The 15666-nt window shown below is 47.1% G+C and carries 21 protein-coding genes; 6 read left to right on the top strand and 15 right to left on the bottom strand.

All coding sequences use genetic code 11. The features are described from left to right. Positions 1-29 precede the first annotated feature (29 nt). Positions 30-1406: a 23S rRNA (uracil(1939)-C(5))-methyltransferase RlmD gene (gene rlmD, locus N288_RS01890; protein ID WP_009792505.1), complete on the bottom strand. Its 1377-nt coding sequence runs from the start codon at positions 1404-1406 to the stop codon at positions 30-32. 623 nt (positions 1407-2029) lie between these two features. Between rlmD and N288_RS01885 the strand changes: the two genes are divergently transcribed. Next, positions 2030-2359, top strand: coding sequence for a hypothetical protein (locus tag N288_RS01885; protein WP_022543270.1), 330 nt, complete (start codon positions 2030-2032; stop codon positions 2357-2359). 234 nt (positions 2360-2593) lie between these two features. On the opposite strand, the gene N288_RS01880 is transcribed toward N288_RS01885, so the two are convergent. The 4 genes from N288_RS01880 to N288_RS01865 all read right to left on the bottom strand — a co-directional run bounded on the left by N288_RS01880 (position 2594) and on the right by N288_RS01865 (position 5223). Next, a complete protein-coding gene (locus N288_RS01880; protein WP_022543268.1) occupies positions 2594-3523 on the bottom strand; it encodes a diacylglycerol kinase in 930 nt (309 codons plus the stop codon). Between the two features lie 263 nt (positions 3524-3786). Next, the gene (locus N288_RS01875) at positions 3787-4401 is read right to left on the bottom strand and encodes a TetR/AcrR family transcriptional regulator (protein WP_009792509.1); all 615 of its coding nucleotides are present in this window, start codon (positions 4399-4401) and stop codon (positions 3787-3789) included. Then, positions 4402-4959: a GNAT family N-acetyltransferase gene (locus N288_RS01870; protein WP_009792510.1), complete on the bottom strand. Its 558-nt coding sequence runs from the start codon at positions 4957-4959 to the stop codon at positions 4402-4404. A 15-nt stretch (positions 4960-4974) separates the two neighbouring features. Beyond that, positions 4975-5223, bottom strand: coding sequence for a hypothetical protein (locus N288_RS01865; protein WP_009792511.1), 249 nt, complete (start codon positions 5221-5223; stop codon positions 4975-4977). Between the two features lie 255 nt (positions 5224-5478). On the opposite strand from N288_RS01865, the gene N288_RS01860 reads away from it, so the two are divergent. Further along, positions 5479-6129 carry a hypothetical protein gene (locus N288_RS01860; RefSeq protein WP_022543266.1) on the top strand — a complete coding sequence of 217 codons (651 nt, stop codon included), beginning with the start codon at positions 5479-5481 and terminating at the stop codon, positions 6127-6129. On the opposite strand, the gene N288_RS01855 is transcribed toward N288_RS01860, so the two are convergent. Beyond that, positions 6070-6588, bottom strand: a complete 519-nt coding sequence (locus tag N288_RS01855) for a spore coat protein (protein WP_157638545.1) — start codon at positions 6586-6588, stop codon at positions 6070-6072. The two genes, N288_RS01860 and N288_RS01855, sit on opposite strands and share 60 nt — an antisense overlap. A 97-nt stretch (positions 6589-6685) precedes the next feature. Continuing rightward, positions 6686-8041: a TrkH family potassium uptake protein gene (locus N288_RS01850; RefSeq protein ID WP_009792514.1), complete on the bottom strand. Its 1356-nt coding sequence runs from the start codon at positions 8039-8041 to the stop codon at positions 6686-6688. A gap of 163 nt (positions 8042-8204) precedes the next feature. Here N288_RS01850 and N288_RS01845 point away from each other — a divergent pair, with 163 nt between their 5' ends. Next, the gene (locus tag N288_RS01845; RefSeq protein WP_156916983.1) at positions 8205-8393 is read left to right on the top strand and encodes a hypothetical protein; all 189 of its coding nucleotides are present in this window, start codon (positions 8205-8207) and stop codon (positions 8391-8393) included. Between the two features lie 39 nt (positions 8394-8432). Here N288_RS01845 and N288_RS01840 read toward each other — a convergent pair whose 3' ends face one another. From N288_RS01840 to N288_RS01815, 6 genes are all read right to left on the bottom strand, one after another. After that, a complete protein-coding gene (locus N288_RS01840; RefSeq protein ID WP_101552163.1) occupies positions 8433-9377 on the bottom strand; it encodes a LiaI-LiaF-like domain-containing protein in 945 nt (314 codons plus the stop codon). A gap of 40 nt (positions 9378-9417) precedes the next feature. Then, on the bottom strand, positions 9418-10518 hold the full coding sequence (locus tag N288_RS01835) for a hypothetical protein (RefSeq protein WP_009792517.1): 1101 nt from the start codon (positions 10516-10518) through the stop codon (positions 9418-9420). Continuing rightward, entirely contained in the window at positions 10518-10988 is a 471-nt protein-coding gene (locus N288_RS01830) for a hypothetical protein (RefSeq protein ID WP_009792518.1), read from the bottom strand. Before N288_RS01830 ends, N288_RS01835 begins: the two co-directional genes overlap by 1 nt. Further along, positions 10985-11560, bottom strand: a complete 576-nt coding sequence (locus N288_RS01825) for an RNA polymerase sigma factor (RefSeq protein WP_009792519.1) — start codon at positions 11558-11560, stop codon at positions 10985-10987. Before N288_RS01825 ends, N288_RS01830 begins: the two co-directional genes overlap by 4 nt. A 120-nt stretch (positions 11561-11680) precedes the next feature. After that, complete coding sequence (locus N288_RS01820; protein WP_009792520.1) at positions 11681-12229, bottom strand: cysteine hydrolase family protein; 549 nt, start codon at positions 12227-12229, stop codon at positions 11681-11683. Next, positions 12229-12714: a carboxymuconolactone decarboxylase family protein gene (locus N288_RS01815; RefSeq protein ID WP_009792521.1), complete on the bottom strand. Its 486-nt coding sequence runs from the start codon at positions 12712-12714 to the stop codon at positions 12229-12231. The genes N288_RS01820 and N288_RS01815 overlap by 1 nt, the downstream gene beginning before the upstream one ends. Positions 12715-12836: 122 nt before the next feature. Between N288_RS01815 and N288_RS01810 the strand changes: the two genes are divergently transcribed. Both N288_RS01810 and N288_RS25325 read left to right on the top strand, forming a co-directional pair. Next, entirely contained in the window at positions 12837-13274 is a 438-nt protein-coding gene (locus N288_RS01810; protein WP_009792522.1) for an Lrp/AsnC family transcriptional regulator, read from the top strand. 52 nt (positions 13275-13326) lie between these two features. Beyond that, positions 13327-13482: a hypothetical protein gene (locus N288_RS25325; protein ID WP_009792523.1), complete on the top strand. Its 156-nt coding sequence runs from the start codon at positions 13327-13329 to the stop codon at positions 13480-13482. A gap of 65 nt (positions 13483-13547) precedes the next feature. Here the strand turns inward: N288_RS25325 and N288_RS24485 are convergent, their stop codons facing one another. Both N288_RS24485 and N288_RS01805 read right to left on the bottom strand, forming a co-directional pair. Then, entirely contained in the window at positions 13548-13712 is a 165-nt protein-coding gene (locus N288_RS24485) for a DUF3934 family protein (protein WP_009792524.1), read from the bottom strand. Positions 13713-13822: 110 nt separating this feature from the next. Next, the gene (locus N288_RS01805; protein WP_009792525.1) at positions 13823-14368 is read right to left on the bottom strand and encodes a putative periplasmic lipoprotein; all 546 of its coding nucleotides are present in this window, start codon (positions 14366-14368) and stop codon (positions 13823-13825) included. 153 nt (positions 14369-14521) lie between these two features. On the opposite strand from N288_RS01805, the gene N288_RS01800 reads away from it, so the two are divergent. Further along, on the top strand, positions 14522-15655 hold the full coding sequence (locus N288_RS01800; protein ID WP_022543264.1) for an NAD(P)/FAD-dependent oxidoreductase: 1134 nt from the start codon (positions 14522-14524) through the stop codon (positions 15653-15655). The last annotated feature ends 11 nt before the right edge of the window (positions 15656-15666 follow it).

Here is a 15666-nt window from a genome sequence, read left to right as displayed (position 1 = left end):
CCTGGTTGGGGCTGCCTCAGTTTTATGGATTATTGATCTTTTAGGGTGATTTTTGCCACTGCTTCACAATGCATCGTCTGCGGGAACATATCAACCGGCTGGACTTCCTCTGTCTTATACCCGCCGTCTTCAAGGATCCGCAAATCGCGGGCAAGCGTGGCAGGATTGCAGGAAACATAGACCACTTTTTTCGGCTTCATGCTTAGAATCGTCTGCAGCAAGGCTTCATCACAGCCTTTGCGCGGCGGATCGACAACCAGGACATCCGCCTGGTTTCCTTCCTTATACCAATCAGGGATGACCTTTTCCGCTTCCCCAACCGCAAACTCCGCATTTGTTATCCCGTTAAGAGCCGCATTGCGTTTGGCATCCTCAATTGCCTCAGGCACGATTTCCACTCCAAAGACCTTCTTTGCCTTTTGAGCGAGAAAAAGAGAAATGGTGCCGATTCCGCAATAAGCATCTATGACGCTTTCTTCGCCTGACAGATCTGCATATTCAAGCGCCTTCTCGTAAAGCACCTTCGTCTGCTCCGGATTGACCTGGTAAAAAGAGCGGGCTGAGATGGCGAACTTGATATCGCCAATATAATCGTAGATCACTTCTTCGCCCCAGATGACACGGGTGACGTCTCCAAAGATCACATTCGTTTTCTTCGGGTTCACATTATGGACGATCGACTTGATTCCTTTTATGCTCGCTGCAATTTCCTCGGTGATCTTTTTCCGGTTCGGAAGCTCATTGGTCCTTGTAATCAGCACGACCATCACTTCTCCGGTTACAAGTCCATGCCGCGCCATGATGTGGCGGAGCTCACCTTTATGGCGCCCTTCATCATAAGCCCTGACTCCATACTTGGCGCAGATCTCTTTGACTGTCTGGACGACTTCATCATTTTTTTCCTGCTGGATCAGACACTCTTTCATATCGATGATCTGGTGGGATCGCTGCTGGTAGAAGCCGCCGATCAGACCGCCTTCATGCTCGCCTATCGGCACCTGTGCCTTATTCCGGTATCTCCACGGCTCACTCATCCCGAGAACCGGATGAACCTTCACGTCCTCAAGCTTTCCGATCCTTGTAAGCACATCACGCACCTGCTTTTCCTTTGCCAGCATCTGGCCCTGATAGCTGAGATGCTGCAGCTGGCAGCCGCCGCACTCCTTATAAATCGGGCAGGGAGCAACGACACGGTGCGGGCTCTCTTCATAAATCTCCATCAAACGCCCAAACCCGTACCCTTTATTCACCTTCGTCACCTTCACCTGGGCCCTCTCGCCCGGCAGGCCATTCGGCACAAACAGCGGATAGCCATCCACCTTCGCGACTCCCGCCCCATCATGCGTCAAATCTTCAAACATTACATCTATATAATCATTCTTCTGAACTGGAACAGTACCCTTCATCACGTTCGTCCTTTGCTGTGTTAATTTCCGTGGCTCTATTGACTAGCAAGATTGTACCACAAAGGGTGGGGGAAAGCGAAGGCAGGGAGATTTTTGGGGATGAGGGGTTGGCTGGGGAGCTGGGTTTGGAGGTTGGGCGGAGTGGAGTTGCTAATATATTGAAGAAGTTGCTAATAAAATCGAAAAGTTGCTAGTATATGGGAAAAGTTGCTAATAAAACAGGAAACTTGCTAATAAACTTGAAAAGTTGCTAATAACCGGAATGTGCGGCCTGCTTGCAGAGTCCCCCGATCTGAGGACAGTCGCAAATATATGCCGAAAGTCACAAATATTATTGAAAACTGCAAATATATCTTAAAAGTCGCAAATAAAAATCATATCCCGCAAATAAATCCCAAAACTCGCAAATAACCGCCTCCCCTGCCACATTCTCACTAGCTGAAACCAACCGCATGCACATGAAAAACACACAAAATTTCCCCACCCCTGATACAGCAGCAAAGTAAACCTTTTCATCCCCAAATCGCGTCAAAACTGGGGATTTTGTCAAAACTTTTTTGTTTTAAAACATGAACAAAGGCGATATGATGGTAATATTCTATTTGGCGAAGGGGTGTGAGAAGATGAGAAAGGCGAGAGCTGTTTCAGCACTGCTTTTAATGACAATCCTGTCATTTTTGTTCGTTCATTATCAGCCAATCCATCAGGATCACCAGCCCGTCCATGAAAGCAAGGCAGCCCTTCTCGGAGAAACCGGGGAATCATTCCAGCTGACTGCGGATGAAAAGCACGAACCTTCCGCATTACCCGGCAGTTCCACTGTTATCCTGCTGGCAGCTATCATGGTATTCCTGGCTGTCCGCCATCTTGCTTTCGCACTTCATCATTTTTTCCTGAAAAGCGTCTTTTATCAGTCCAACTATGTGGACCGTTCTCCTGCATTGTTCAGCTAAAGCTAAACAAACAATAAGGAGGACAATATTATGTGGATTCGATTCTTAATGATCGGCGCTTTTTCATTAACGGCGTCTACTCTGTTTCTTTACCAGGGAATGGAGATTTACCACGCAATTACTGATTTGATTAAGCATAAAGCATAAATAAGATGAGACAAGGCGCGGGAGCTTTTCCGCGCCTTTTGTAAAACAAAAAAACAGGGAAGAGACACCAGCTCTCTTCCCTGTTTCTTATTCCTCCACAGTTTCGTACGGCCGGTCTTCCTTGCGGATTTTATCGATCGGCACGAATACTTCAAGATGGCGGTAAAGATTGACGAATTCAGCTGGAAGCAGTCCGCCGAATTCTCCGTCCAGGTTCAGCTGGACTTTTTCTTTGGAGGTAACTTTTATCCGGTTGGCCTGTGTATAGATGACATGGGGATCATGGATATGCTCTCCTCTTACTGCCATGGAGGCAATCCGGATGAAATCGGCGAGATTCGTCTTTTTCAGGATCAGCAGGGAAAACAGCCCGTCATTGATCGACGCATCCGGGGCCAGGCGTTCAAAGCCCCCCACCGAGTTGGTGAGCCCAACCAAAAAGAGCATGGCTTCACCTTCATACAGCTTCCCATCGTATTCAATGCTGACTTCCGTGGATTTGATCGAAGGAAGCATTTCAATGCCCTTCAGATAATAGGCCAGCTGCCCCAGCATGGTTTTCAGCTTGCTCGGCACTTCATACGTAAGCTCGGTCAGCCTTCCGCCCCCGGCTATATTAATAAAATATTTATCATTGAACCGGCCGATATCAACAGGAATCGTATCGCCCTGTATGATGATATCAACTGCAGCCTGTACATCTCGGGGAATATGGACCGCACGGGCAAAGTCATTGGTTGTGCCGCACGGAATGATGCCAAGCTTCGGCCGGTACTCCTGCTCGGCCATCCCATTGACCACTTCATTGATCGTTCCGTCTCCCCCGGCTGCTATGACCAAATCATATTTCCGTTCCACTGCTACACGTGCCGCCTTAGTGGCATCACCCTCACAGGTTGTAGCATGGCACGAGGTTTCATAGCCCGCTTCCTCCAGCTTCTGCAGCACCTCTGCCAGATTCTTCTTGAAAATTTCCCGTCCAGAGGTTGGATTATAAATGATTCTTGCTCTTTTCATACCCATCATCCTATTAATAAAATTAACGCTCAATTCAAAACTGTCCATTACTTTTTCCTTAATATAGGAAATAAGCTTCCTTCATAATTTTAACACCATACAGTTTGAAAAGCATAATTTTACCCTTAATTTTTTCGATTATGCACCTTGGCATTATACCCCTTTTGGCGATAATTATCCTCTCTCTGCATCAGCTGCTGAAAAAATAAAAAACCTGCCGGCGGCAGATTTTCAGGGATATACCGGTGAGGTAATTCTCAGCCTCATCCACTCTTAATATACGACATCATAAACTGCTTAAACGTCTGAAAAACTTTATCTGAAGGAAAATCATCAAAGAGGATGCGCTGGATATTCGTTCCGTCAACCACCACCCAGAACATATTGGCGATAAGACGGGAATCGGTTTCAGCTGCAAATTCTCCCGACTCCTTGCCTTCTTCTACAATTTTGAGGATAAGGTCAATAAAGAATTGATTGCCTCGCTGTTTCAGCACTCTGCTGATCTCTTCATTCCGCGAAGAATGAAGTGTAAATTCATAATGGACGACGATGTAATCTTTCATGTCTTTATCCGGCCTTGAGCGGCTGTAGCGGTCAAAAAGATAAGAAAGCCTGGCACCGGCGGAATCAAGTGCCTCGATTTCCTTCAGGAGGCGGTCATTAGCTTCCTCCGTCTGCTCCATCATAAGGGTGATATAAATATCATCCTTGCTTTTAAAATAGTTGTAGATGGCACCCTTGCTGATGCCTGATTCTGCAACGATGTCGTCGATGGATGCAGCCTGGAAGCCTTTCCTGGCGAAGCATCTCAGCGCACTGGCCAAAATCTCCTTCTTCTTATTCCGTTTATACTCCTCTGATACAATCGGAGGCACTCAATTCCCCTCCCTGTTTGTGCTCATAGGACGGAACTCATGCCTGAGAATGCCCATGATCAGATTGTCGTAGTGGACTCCATTCCAAAGCAGTTCTCCTCTGAAAGCCCCTTCCTTTACAAATCCTAGTTTTTCATAAGCCCTGATGGCCCGGCTGTTATACTCATACACATTGAGATACACGCGGTAAAGGCTGAGTACTTCAAAGGCATATTGAAGCAGAAGCGAAATAGCCTCCGTTCCAAGCCCCTTTCCGTAATGCTCTTTTTTATAAAGAGCAATTCTGAGGCTGGCATTTTTATTGATATAATCAATTTCCGTCAGAGCCAGATCCCCTATCGCAGCTCCTGTCTCTTTGTCTGTTATGACAAGATCGATCCGTGATTTGTCTTCAGCAAAGTTCTTATAGGCTTTTTCAAGGCTGTCTTCTGTAAAAAAGGTCTGTGTCCCTGTAAGCTTCCTGAACTCAGGATCGAGGAGGGCCTGATAAATATGGGTGCTGTCTCCTTCTCTAAAAGGCCGCAGACTGACCCGGTTTCCTGTAAAATAGTTTTCCATCACGCAAAATCCTTTCTATCCGCAGCTTTTTGCACGCTTCTCCATCAGCACTGCAAAAAGTTCCCCATGCTCTTTGGTAATAACAGCATCTTCACCTATCAGCCCCTCTTTCACCAGTTCTGTTCTGATTCTATCTAAGAACAGCTCCTTAATCGCACCTGACCGGCAAGGCTGGATATGCCCGGAAAGCTCCCATATCCATTCTTCCATATGGATGCTCTTGCTCGTTTTCTTCATCTCGCTTGAGATTCTTCTTCTGCTCATCTTTCTCACCCGCTTTTCTTAAAACAACCGCATTGTGTTTCCCTGTTTCCCCATTAAATAAACCAATTAGTTTATTTAATTATAAGGATATATATCTAAAAATTCAAACATTTTATCTTTTACTTGATTAAAATGCATAGAGTCCTGATTTGGTGCTCTTTGCTTTCCGGATCTCCCTGAATGCCTTCTGCTTTTCTTGACGAAACTTCTCTCCTTTTTTAACGTATAAAAAGAAAAAGGCAGATGGAGGTTTATATGAAGAAAAAGAAGCCGAACTTCAAAAACAAAAAAATTAAAAGGCCGCAGTCTGTCCTGGAATGGCTGACTGCAATCTCTGGCATTGGAAGCCTTTTCTTTTTGATTTGTTCGCTCGTTCTTTGGGATGTGTCCGGATTGATTAACGATTTCCTCTGGTCGGAGGTACTCAGCTTAATTATTGCTGTCTCTATATGCCTTTGCGCAGGCCTTGCTTTCCTGGCTTTAGTATGGACTGCAGAAAGCTGGTCGGGGGGAATTATTATCTCTCTTTTTACCATAGTCTTCCTCGCATCCGGGGGATATTTCATACACGAAGCCCATCTGCTCTACAAGGATAAGGATGCCTATGAAAATAAAGAGTTCCTGTTTGTAGAAGGTGTTCCAGATGAGGCAGAGTACGATGATCCCGAAACAGGCACCGAGTTTGTAATGGAGCTTATTTTTGATGATTTGATGGTGGACGTGTATTCCATGGATATCAGCCGAAGCTATTATGAAGAACGGCTGGAGGGAAGGAAGCTGAAGATCGCCTACCTCCCAAACAGCCATTATGCGGTAAGATGGTGGATTTTAGAAGAGCAGCAGGCCTTATTCTCTAAACAGCTCTTTGAATCGGCGGGCAGCCTCTTCCTGCTCCCCTCTGTTTGAATCGGGGGCGTATTCCCAGCCCTTTTCCTTAATCAGTTCACTGTATCTTTCCTGTATCCCTGTCTGCTGAAGTGCCATCTGTATGTGAATGCGGCGGACATTCGGGGTTTTCATATCAAGTGCCGAGCTGAAATTGGTGCCGGCCATCGACTTTGCCGTGTTTCTCGCTTCCAGGGCGATTTCCTGATCGCTCAACCTGCCCTCTGTATCAGTACATACCATTTCTAATGGTTTCAGTTCCTGAAGGGCGGCTGCAGTCACTCCTTCATTTGTCTCTGGATTCATCAGCTTGATCATCACATTTACATGGTTTTTCATCACCACAGCCTGTTCATACAGTATTTGTTTGAGCCTCTCATCCTCCGCCAGGCAAAAATACAGCTCCAGCTTTCCAAGGACACCTTTATGCACCATTAAATGCTCTGACATCAGCCCAAGATCTATCGCTTTTATAATCATTCCAATCCCCCCCATTGTGTATATATTTATATATTGAAAAGATATCCCATTCATGAACAAAAAAAGGCAGCCCGCTTTCGAAGCAGGCTGCTGTATGTTATCCAATTATGATTTTTTCCTTCGGATAATGATATCTTTCCTTGTTCGGGGTTCCCCTGATCAGGAACAGGAAGGACAGAATGCCGATCCGCCCGATGAACATCAGCAGGATGATGATGATTTTCCCTGCATCCGTCAGATCCGCTGTAATTCCCATGGAAAGGCCGGTTGTCCCGAATGCAGAAGCCACCTCAAAGGCAATCTGCAGAAAGGTGAACTTCGGATCAGTGAAGGTGAGCAGGATGACTGCCAGGCTGCAAATCAGGATAGCGGTTGCGAACACAATGTAAGATTTGATTACATCCTCCTGCATGATTTCCTTTTTAAACACTTTGATATGCGTATTGCCCTTGGCATATGTGTAGATGCTCAGCACCATGATAGCGAAGGTGGTTGTCCTGATTCCTCCGCCGACACTGCTGGGAGAGGCGCCGATAAACATCAGGATAGAGATAAAGAACAAGGTTGGCTCTGAAAAATCGCTGATATTCATGGTTGCGAGCCCCCCATTCCGGGTTGATACAGATTGGAACAGCGCGTAGAAGAAGGATTCATGCCACGATTTATCAGCAAAGAAATGATTATATTCAAAAAGGCAGATAAACGCAGTACCCAGTACAACCAGCAGAAAGAAGGTCACGGTCGTAACTTTGGTAAAAAGGGTGAACTTATACGGAATCGTACCGCGATGCCGTATAAATTCTCGTATCTCAATCAATACAGGAAAGCCGATGGCCCCGACGATCAGCAGGATGATGTTAATGAGCTGCACAAAATAATCATCAGCAAACGGGATCAGGGACTGCCCTGTAATATCGAAACCCGCATTGGTCGTTGCACTGACAGAGGCAAAGAATCCCTGAAGGAACGCCTCCTGCCAGGTAGGAAAATACCTCAGGAAATGAAAGCCAAGAATGATGGCGCCAATTAATTCAATGGTTATAAAGATAACAAGAATACGCCTGATAAGCACGACCAGTCCAGCAAGATTGTACTGATTCTGATCGGTCATGATCAGCTTCCTTTTTCTTAACCCGATTTTCTTTCCAACAAGCAGCCAGAAAAAAGTGCCAAGCGTCATAATCCCTATTCCGCCGAACTGCAGGATAAAAGCAAAGATAAAAGTGCCTGGCACACTGAGGATCTCGCTGACATTCACAGTGGAGAGGCCCGTGACGCTGATGGCGCTGACTGAAGTAAAAAAAGCATCTATAAAGGACAGTTCAACGCCTTCCTTCAGGGTGATCGGCAGCTCCAGCAGTACAGCCGAAAGAATAACAGCAAATAAGTAGAACAGAACAATCAGCTGCGCGGAAGATAACCGCTCCAGGACTTTTTCAATAAATGTCTTCATATTTCACCAACGTTATGTAAGAGTATGAGTCTTTTCAGTATACCCAATTTTCACCCTGCTGTTAATTCCTGCCTTGTTAAGGTTCCCGTAAGGTTCTGTTCACAGCGCTGAAATTTCCGGCCTGTATACTTGGGAAAAAGACATTATGGGAGGAAATAAGATCATGCACCATTTATTACTCGCAGCACTCATTATTCTGGCGGCTGCGTCCAGCTATATTTTCCGCGACGGGCTGACAGACCGCTCTTTAATGGTTTCGAGCATCCTTGTTATCCTGAATATCGGCATGTACATGAGGGCAAAGGCTAAAAAAGAAGAAACAATCAAAAGCAGTTCCGCACAAGAAGTATAAGGATAACAAAAAGATGCAGGGCCCAATCGGCCTTGCATCTTATTCTGCAGCTGTATTCAAACTCACACTATAGCTGCCGGAAATGCTGATCCGGTGCTCTCCGCTGCCAGACTGGTAGGTTGCATCCTTTCCGCCGCTGCCGGAATCTGCATATCCCTCTTCAGCAGAGGGCTTTTCTTCTTTTGTCACCTTCCAGTCTCCCTCGCTGCCCTGAAGATCCTTTATATCAAAGGCATTTACCTTCAGGCTGCTTTCTTCCTGGATATAAAGGGAGACATGGGATACCTGTTCAACACTCCAGTCGCTCATCAGCTCCCTCGGCTTCATGGTCACCGTGTTGCCGCTTCCTGTCACTTCAAGCTTCACACCTTTAGGAATAAGGAGCGTGGCATCTGTGGAGGCGTATCGTTCAAACGGCCCCGCTGTTTCATTCGGGAGCTCTTTGACCGTGATATAGAGCGAGTCGCCGTTCCGGTGGGAACTGACATAATCTGAGGGCTTTGAAACCAGTTTTTCGTTTTTGCCAGTCATTGCCCTGTAGGTGCCAAACATGGAAACGTCTTTCCCGGAAGCACCTTCAATAGTAATCGGGGAATTTCCGGTCTGGACAATAACCCTCTTAATGCTTCCATCCAGCTTTTCGGTGAACTCAGGCAGATCCATAGTCCGTTCTTCCCTGCTCACCACATCATCCAATTTATCCAGAATGCCCGTTGAGCTGACTGCCGCAAATCCGATGCCGGCCGTGCCGAGAATGCCGACAAAGAGAATGCTGAGAAAATCATATTTCAAATAAGGCTTTTCCTGTTTGGAAAAAAGCAGGAAAAGCAGGATTTCCGCTCCCAGGATTACGAGGATGATCGGCCACCATGACATCATGGCATAGCCGAAATCCATATCAAGCATACGCGAAAGCAGCAGGAAAACCCCAAGGAAAAGCAGTGCCGCCCCCATGGAAAATGTACCAACACGCCATGTCCTCATTCCTTCATTCCGCCCTTCATTTTTCTCATCCATGCCCAAATTAATCAACCGCCTTTTCTTTTACAGATTTGCTGCCAAGAAGGAGGCGCAGCCCGCCGCCGATCAGCAGGATGCATACAATGCCTGTCTGGAAGTAGCGGTCAAACCAATAGCGGATGTCTATATCAATCATGTTATACAGCATTGGAGAAATGGCGGGAAGGACGATGCTTGTTGTCAGATAGTACAGCCCTACAAGGACCAGGCCGATCCCCACCCATTTCTGATGATTGATGAAATACGAAATGATCGGCGTATCCTCCAAAGGCTCATTTCCATATCTGGATGATTTCTGGAGTCCGTCGAAGAAACTGTAGAACCAGATGATCGGAATCAGGAACAGGAAGATCCCCAGCCTAAGTACATCCAGGATATAAATGGAGAACAGGAAGGCAGCCATCAGCTGAATGCCCCGCCGCTGCAGTCCGAGATACAGATGGCCTGCTCCCGGAAAAATGGACAGGAATGTGGCAATAGATTTGCTTTTCTTGCCTTCATCCCGCTTCGACTCGAAATCCTCCATGATTGTACGGTCCACCAGCTCTTCTCCCCGATGCTTACGGTTCAGCTGCTGGATGCTATCAAAGAAGCCGTATACCCAAATAACCGGCAGGATCGCCCAGAATACAAGGAACTCACTTCGATGGGTCAGCACCGACACAAACAGCACCATCACACCAAGACCAAGAAAAGCGGTCAGGAGCGTTAAACCCCGGTTCATCAGGCCCAGCTGAAAGTGTCCAAGACCAGGCACAAAGGACAGGATGATGGTAAAAAAGCGCTCCGACTCCTGGCTTGCTGCCGGCTTAGCTGATCCGGCAGCCCCGCTGCCATCCGTAAAGGCTGTGCCGCCCTGCTGGTAGAGCTTTGATGCAGTGATGGCCGTATCAATAAAGTTGACGAAATAGATCAGCAGGCCGAACAGTGCAAATATGATTGCCCCGTCCCCGTAAACATACATGCTGATCAAAGCCACCGTTAAGATCATCAGCCCGAACACAGCTGCTGTATAAAATAAACCTCTAAGGGTCTTTCCCAGATAAAGCAGGCCTCCCCCAGGGAAAAAAGCTAAAAGAAAAGCGATAATCGGATTTTTCTTCATTATTTATTTGCCTCCTTATTCTTCTTCTCGATCGTATCCATCCAGGCAAAGGTTTTATCCACTAGCCCTTCTGTCACAGATGTTTTCTTTTCCTGGAAATCCGGATCCTGAACAGCTCCAGCATACTGGGTGATCGACTGGAAAACACCGGTCGTCATGAGCAGGATGGTCATTGCCGCTGCAAGGGAGTAGTGGAACAGCGGCGACTGGTAGAATGGCCTGCGCTTCTTTTCTTCATAAACCGGAGGCTGGGCAGGCTCTAATGCTTCTGCTGAGATTTGCGCCATCACCAGATCAGTGAAGCCTGAGCCGCTTTCCATTTGCGGCAGCTCTGTTACCGCAACTGCCTCCAGATAGACGTCGAGGCACTCATCACAGCTGTACAGATGATCTTCATAAACTTCCCTTTCCGCCTCTGCCAGTTCATTATTCGCATACCGCTTCCACTCTTCATACGTAAAGTGCTTCATGAGAAATCATCCTCCTTCCAGTGCTTCCTCATCCATAAGCGCGCTCTGTAGAGCTTTGTCTCCACAGTCTTCACCTGGACATTCTGTTCTTCCGCTATTTGCTGATAGCTTTTTTCAGCTATATAAAAGTCATAGATTACATCTCGATAATTATCAGGCAGCTGGTGAAGCTTTTCCCTCACCCGCTTCCGCCTTTCCTTATTCATAACTTCGGCCTCTACAGCCTCTTTTTGGGTGCCGTGAAGCTCATATCCGGCATACTCAAGGGAATCCTCCCTGCGCCGGTCCCTCTTTCTTTTTACATCAATAGCATGATTGACTGCAATTCTGGTGATCCAGGTTTTAAAGCCCTGGTCCTCATATTGGGGGAGAGAGGAATAGATTTTTATAAACACTTCCTGAGCGGCATCTTCCGCTTCCTTCCGGTCCCTTAATACTGCAAAGATTGTCCGGAACAAATCATTGCTGTATTTTTCAACCAGGAGCCGGAAGGCATGCTCCTTGCCGCTCTTCGCTTGCTGGATAAGAACTTGGTCGCTAATCTCTCTCTCCCCCTTTCTGGCAGCTTCCAACGTAATAGACGAAACCGGGATAAAAGACCCCTACAGGTTTTAAAAAAAAAAAATTAAAAGTCCTTTTCATTCTATCATCCCCCATTCCGGATCCCACTGGAATCAAAAAATCCCGGCTCTTCAGGCCGGGAATTCCTTTAATACTTTTTCAGTAGTACACACTTCCGCAAACTCCCCATGGAGGATGGCAAGCTCTATTTGATGAATATGACCGGGAGAGAAGATGGTGCCGTCATGGCCTTTCCGTTCAAAGGATGCACAGGCATCCTCCGGCAGCCAGACCGAAAAGCCGAGATTAGCTGCCATCCGGACAGTGGTTGAAACGCAATGGGGTGTGGTAAGCCCGGCAATGACAAGCTCTTTGCTTCTTAGATTTTTAAGCAAATCTTCAAGGGGCGTGCCGATAAACGCACTGTTGACGCTTTTCTGGATAATGCTTTCCCCAGCTGCAGGCTTCACCTCTTCCTTGAATTGATGGCCGATGCTTCCTTTGAAAAATAAAGACTCCCTGCTTTGAGAGGTATGCTGGACGTGAATCACCGGCAGATTGCAGTTTCTCCAATGCTTCAAAAGCCTTGCAGCTTCTTTTTCCGCACCAGGATTATTCCGCTCACCCCAGGAAAGATCCTCGAAGGCCTTCTGGATATCAACCAACAGCAGAACAGCCATCAGGCACCCTCCTTCCCTAAAGAACAAAAATCGTATAAATCAAGGCTGACAATCATTTTATGATAGCCGTCAAAAAGATTGATGAGTGCCAGCAGCTTCATGATTTCCTTTTCGTCATAGGAATTTTTCAGCCACTCCAAATCCGAGTCTTTTAAGAGCCGCGGATTGGATCTGTAGGTTTCCAGAAAATCAAACAGCTTCCGGTCCCAATGAGAGAAATCCGAGAAATTATTGTGCTCCACAGCATAAGCGATGGCTTCATTCTGTTCCATTCCGCCGGTATACGAGAGGCTCATGCAAGTCGCACATCCATTTTTATTAGCCAGATATAAACGCACCTTCTCTTTTACGTCCAGGCTGATTCCTTCCTCATTCCACAGCTGCTCATACAGGGCATCATACAGGGCGGCCACTTCTGGCACATAAGCCAGCGCTTTTTGAAAATTGGTCTCCCCCTGTTTTTCATTCAATTTAATTCTTGGCATTTGCAACTCCTCCTTCTGCTTTTATAATAGAAGGAATTAAAATAATAATGAATTAAATATGAAACCAGCTTTTACCGATACTCGTTTCAAATGAAATATGTTTCTACCAAGGAGGCTTACAAATGATAATCGATGAGACAGACAAGCGTATTTTGCAGGAGCTGGAGAGAAACGGCCGGCAATCAATGAGGGAGCTGGCAAAGAAAGTAAACCTTTCAGCCCCTTCAGTCACAGAACGCGTCAGACGCCTGGAAAGTGAGGAAATCATCAAAGGATACACCATTTCCATTGACTATAAAAAACTCGGATATGGGATTGAATGTTTTGTAGAAGTCACCTTGCGGCAAGGAGATTATCAGAAGTTCAGGGAAAAAATAGCTGAGGTCCCCAACGCGGAATTCTGCTCCCGTATAGCCGGCCAGGCCTGCTATCTCGTCAAGCTGAGACTGAAAAAGCTTGAGGATATTGAAGGATTCATCAATGAAATTACACCTTATGCAGGAACAGTCACCCATATTGCCCTGTCGGAGGTGCCTGTGAACAGCTTCTTCCTGGAATAGGCGCATAATCCATGGATAGCATCGAATCCTATAAACACAGGAGGTGCTTTTTATGGAAGAACAAAAGAAGGACAAAAAGGTCGGGGAAAAAATGAAGTCGATGGACGCGATGGATCAGGGGCTCAATATCATCTCCCAGGCATTCAACCGGGCAACGGGCGTTGATGAAGGAAATGACGGAAGAGAGGATCAGCAGGATTACAAATAACTGCAGGGGTCTTTATGAACAAATAAAATAGAGCCAGAGGAACTTCCTGGCTCTTATCCCCATCCTTAGTCATTCCCGCCGGAATCCCCGGATTTCCCTTGATTTTTTGTGCCTTTGCTTTTATATGGCTTGGCGCTTTTTGCTTTTTTGGCACCCGCCTGCCAGCGGTTCCACCCTTTCTTTCCAGTTCCGCTGCCAGTGCCGCTTTTTCCTTTTTTTGCTTTGGTCATCAATAATCAGCTCCCATGTAACTGTGAAGCGTTCTTCCTGCCAACACACGGTCCGCAGCAAGGCTTGCACATGAACATTAGCATACCATATCAGGAGCCTGCTAAGCGAACTACTTCAGCATCTCATTGGCCATTTCAGTCAGCTCTTTTTTGTGCTGATCTTCCGGAATGGCTTTGTTATTGTACATAATGGTGTACTGAACCTTATCCCGCAGAAAGGACAAGGTGTTTCCCTGATACATGCCCTCTGCTCCTCCTTCAAGCTCCACTGGTTCGGAATTGGGCTGCTCGGAGGATTCGACCGGGTAATCAGCAAAAACCATCAACAAGTAATCCTCTTTTTTGCTTTTTGGAATGGCCTTGAATTCCGCCTTGATTTGTTTTCCGGTATGGTTCATATCCATAATAGCCGGCGGCTGAAACCCCTCCCCATCAAACGGCAGCTTTTTCGGCAGCTTCATTTCAAACGGGAGCGCATCGAGTCCCTCTTCAACAGTCTGCGCTTCATATGTAACAGGAATTTTTTTGGCCTGTTCTTTATCCACGTCGGCCATCTCCACTTTTTTCAGATTATCTGTATCCAGTTTTCCGCTCTGCATATTCTGGCAGCCTGCAAGAAGGCTTGCGGCAAGGCCGATCATGAGGAGTTTTTTCATCTATTGTCACTGCTTTCTTGTAAGGATGCTTTTATTATATCACACAAAAATACATATTCTGCCAGATTCCACAAAGATGCTCTATGCACTTTTTACAATTAAGCCGACAGGACGGTATACTATAACTAAATTCCATTATAAAGGATGCAGGCTATGAAAAAATATATTGTGATAGGTGCAGGGATATTGGGCGCCTCAGCTGCCTACCACCTGGCAAAATCGGGGAACCGGGTGATCTTGGCGGACCGGAATGAAAAAGGACAGGCTACTGCCGCTGCTGCCGGCATTGTCTGCCCATGGGTATCGCAGAGGCGCAATAAAGATTGGTACCGGCTTGCTAAAGCGGGGGCACGCTATTATCCGGAGCTCGTGAAGGAGCTTGAGGAACGCGGCGAGTCGGATACAGGCTACAGCAGGGTTGGGGCCCTTATCCTGCACAAGGAAACCAATAAATTGGAAAAGGCTGAAGAACGGACATTGAAGCGGAGGGAGGAAGCACCGGAAATCGGCGAAGTCACACTTCTTACCCGGGAACAGACAACAGAGGCTTTCCCTCCGGTTGATAAAGAGTTTGAAGCAGTGCAGGTCAGCGGAGCCGCCCGGGTAGACGGACGGGCACTGAGGGATTCCCTGATCCGTGCGGCAGAAAAGGAAGGGGCAGTCTTTCTCGAAAAGGATGCTTCATTGATCTATGAAGGAAACCGGGTGACAGGCATCCTTGCCGGTCAAGAACAGTGGGAGGCAGATGCTGTCATCGTCTGTGCCGGCGCATGGGCAGCGGAAATATTCAAGCCGCTCGGCATTGAAATGGATGTCAGCTATCAGAAGGCCCAGATTGCCCACCTAAAGCTTCCGGATGAAGCAACTGACAGCTGGCCTGTCCTTATGCCCCCCGGTGACCAGTATCTGCTTGCCTTCACCGGCGGACGGATTGTTGCAGGGGCAACTCATGAAAATGATGTATCCGGTTTTGATGCGAGAATCACAGCCGGAGGCATGCAGGAGGTCCTTTCAAAAGCCCTCTCTACAGCTCCCGGCCTGGCGGATGCCAGTCTGATAGAAGCCAGGGTCGGTTTCCGCCCCTTTACTCCCGGCTTCCTTCCGGTCATCGGAGCTGTCCCTGGGTGGGAAGGCCTGCTCACTGCCAACGGGCTTGGCGCTTCCGGCCTGACGATGGGGCCGTTTCTTGGACAGCAGCTTGCAAAGCTGGCATTGGGGCATGATACAGACATTGATCTCAATCCTTATCACGTTCAAGGAGCTTTAAAGGATCAAAAAAGCGAGTGACAGGAAAAGAG

Origin of the sequence: Bacillus infantis NRRL B-14911 (genome assembly GCF_000473245.1) — a bacterium.
GTDB lineage: Bacteria > Bacillota > Bacilli > Bacillales > Cytobacillaceae > Bacillus_AB > Bacillus_AB infantis.
This window is presented reverse-complemented; position numbering and strand designations above follow the sequence as displayed.

Bases quoted from the DNA above. Each gene is read 5' to 3' on its own strand.
- N288_RS01865 (WP_009792511.1), bottom strand. From the start codon at position 5,223: ATGAGCAGAAGAAGAATCTCAAGCGAGATGAAGAAAACGAGCAAGAGC.
- N288_RS01815 (WP_009792521.1), bottom strand. From the start codon at position 12,714: ATGCCAAGAATTAAATTGAATGAAAAACAGGGGGAGACCAATTTTCAA.
- N288_RS01820 (WP_009792520.1), bottom strand. From the start codon at position 12,229: ATGGCTGTTCTGCTGTTGGTTGATATCCAGAAGGCCTTCGAGGATCTT.
- N288_RS01845 (WP_156916983.1), top strand. From the start codon at position 8,205: ATGCACCATTTATTACTCGCAGCACTCATTATTCTGGCGGCTGCGTCC.
- N288_RS01830 (WP_009792518.1), bottom strand. From the start codon at position 10,988: ATGAAGCACTTTACGTATGAAGAGTGGAAGCGGTATGCGAATAATGAA.
- N288_RS01810 (WP_009792522.1), top strand. From the start codon at position 12,837: ATGATAATCGATGAGACAGACAAGCGTATTTTGCAGGAGCTGGAGAGA.
- N288_RS01860 (WP_022543266.1), top strand. From the start codon at position 5,479: ATGAAGAAAAAGAAGCCGAACTTCAAAAACAAAAAAATTAAAAGGCCG.
- N288_RS01870 (WP_009792510.1), bottom strand. From the start codon at position 4,959: ATGGAAAACTATTTTACAGGAAACCGGGTCAGTCTGCGGCCTTTTAGA.
- N288_RS24485 (WP_009792524.1), bottom strand. From the start codon at position 13,712: ATGACCAAAGCAAAAAAAGGAAAAAGCGGCACTGGCAGCGGAACTGGA.
- N288_RS01855 (WP_157638545.1), bottom strand. From the start codon at position 6,588: ATGATTATAAAAGCGATAGATCTTGGGCTGATGTCAGAGCATTTAATG.
- N288_RS25325 (WP_009792523.1), top strand. From the start codon at position 13,327: ATGGAAGAACAAAAGAAGGACAAAAAGGTCGGGGAAAAAATGAAGTCG.
- N288_RS01850 (WP_009792514.1), bottom strand. From the start codon at position 8,041: ATGAAGACATTTATTGAAAAAGTCCTGGAGCGGTTATCTTCCGCGCAG.
- N288_RS01880 (WP_022543268.1), bottom strand. From the start codon at position 3,523: ATGAAAAGAGCAAGAATCATTTATAATCCAACCTCTGGACGGGAAATT.
- N288_RS01835 (WP_009792517.1), bottom strand. From the start codon at position 10,518: ATGAAGAAAAATCCGATTATCGCTTTTCTTTTAGCTTTTTTCCCTGGG.
- N288_RS01800 (WP_022543264.1), top strand. From the start codon at position 14,522: ATGAAAAAATATATTGTGATAGGTGCAGGGATATTGGGCGCCTCAGCT.
- N288_RS01805 (WP_009792525.1), bottom strand. From the start codon at position 14,368: ATGAAAAAACTCCTCATGATCGGCCTTGCCGCAAGCCTTCTTGCAGGC.
- N288_RS01885 (WP_022543270.1), top strand. From the start codon at position 2,030: ATGAGAAAGGCGAGAGCTGTTTCAGCACTGCTTTTAATGACAATCCTG.
- rlmD (WP_009792505.1), bottom strand. From the start codon at position 1,406: ATGAAGGGTACTGTTCCAGTTCAGAAGAATGATTATATAGATGTAATG.
- N288_RS01840 (WP_101552163.1), bottom strand. From the start codon at position 9,377: ATGAGGACATGGCGTGTTGGTACATTTTCCATGGGGGCGGCACTGCTT.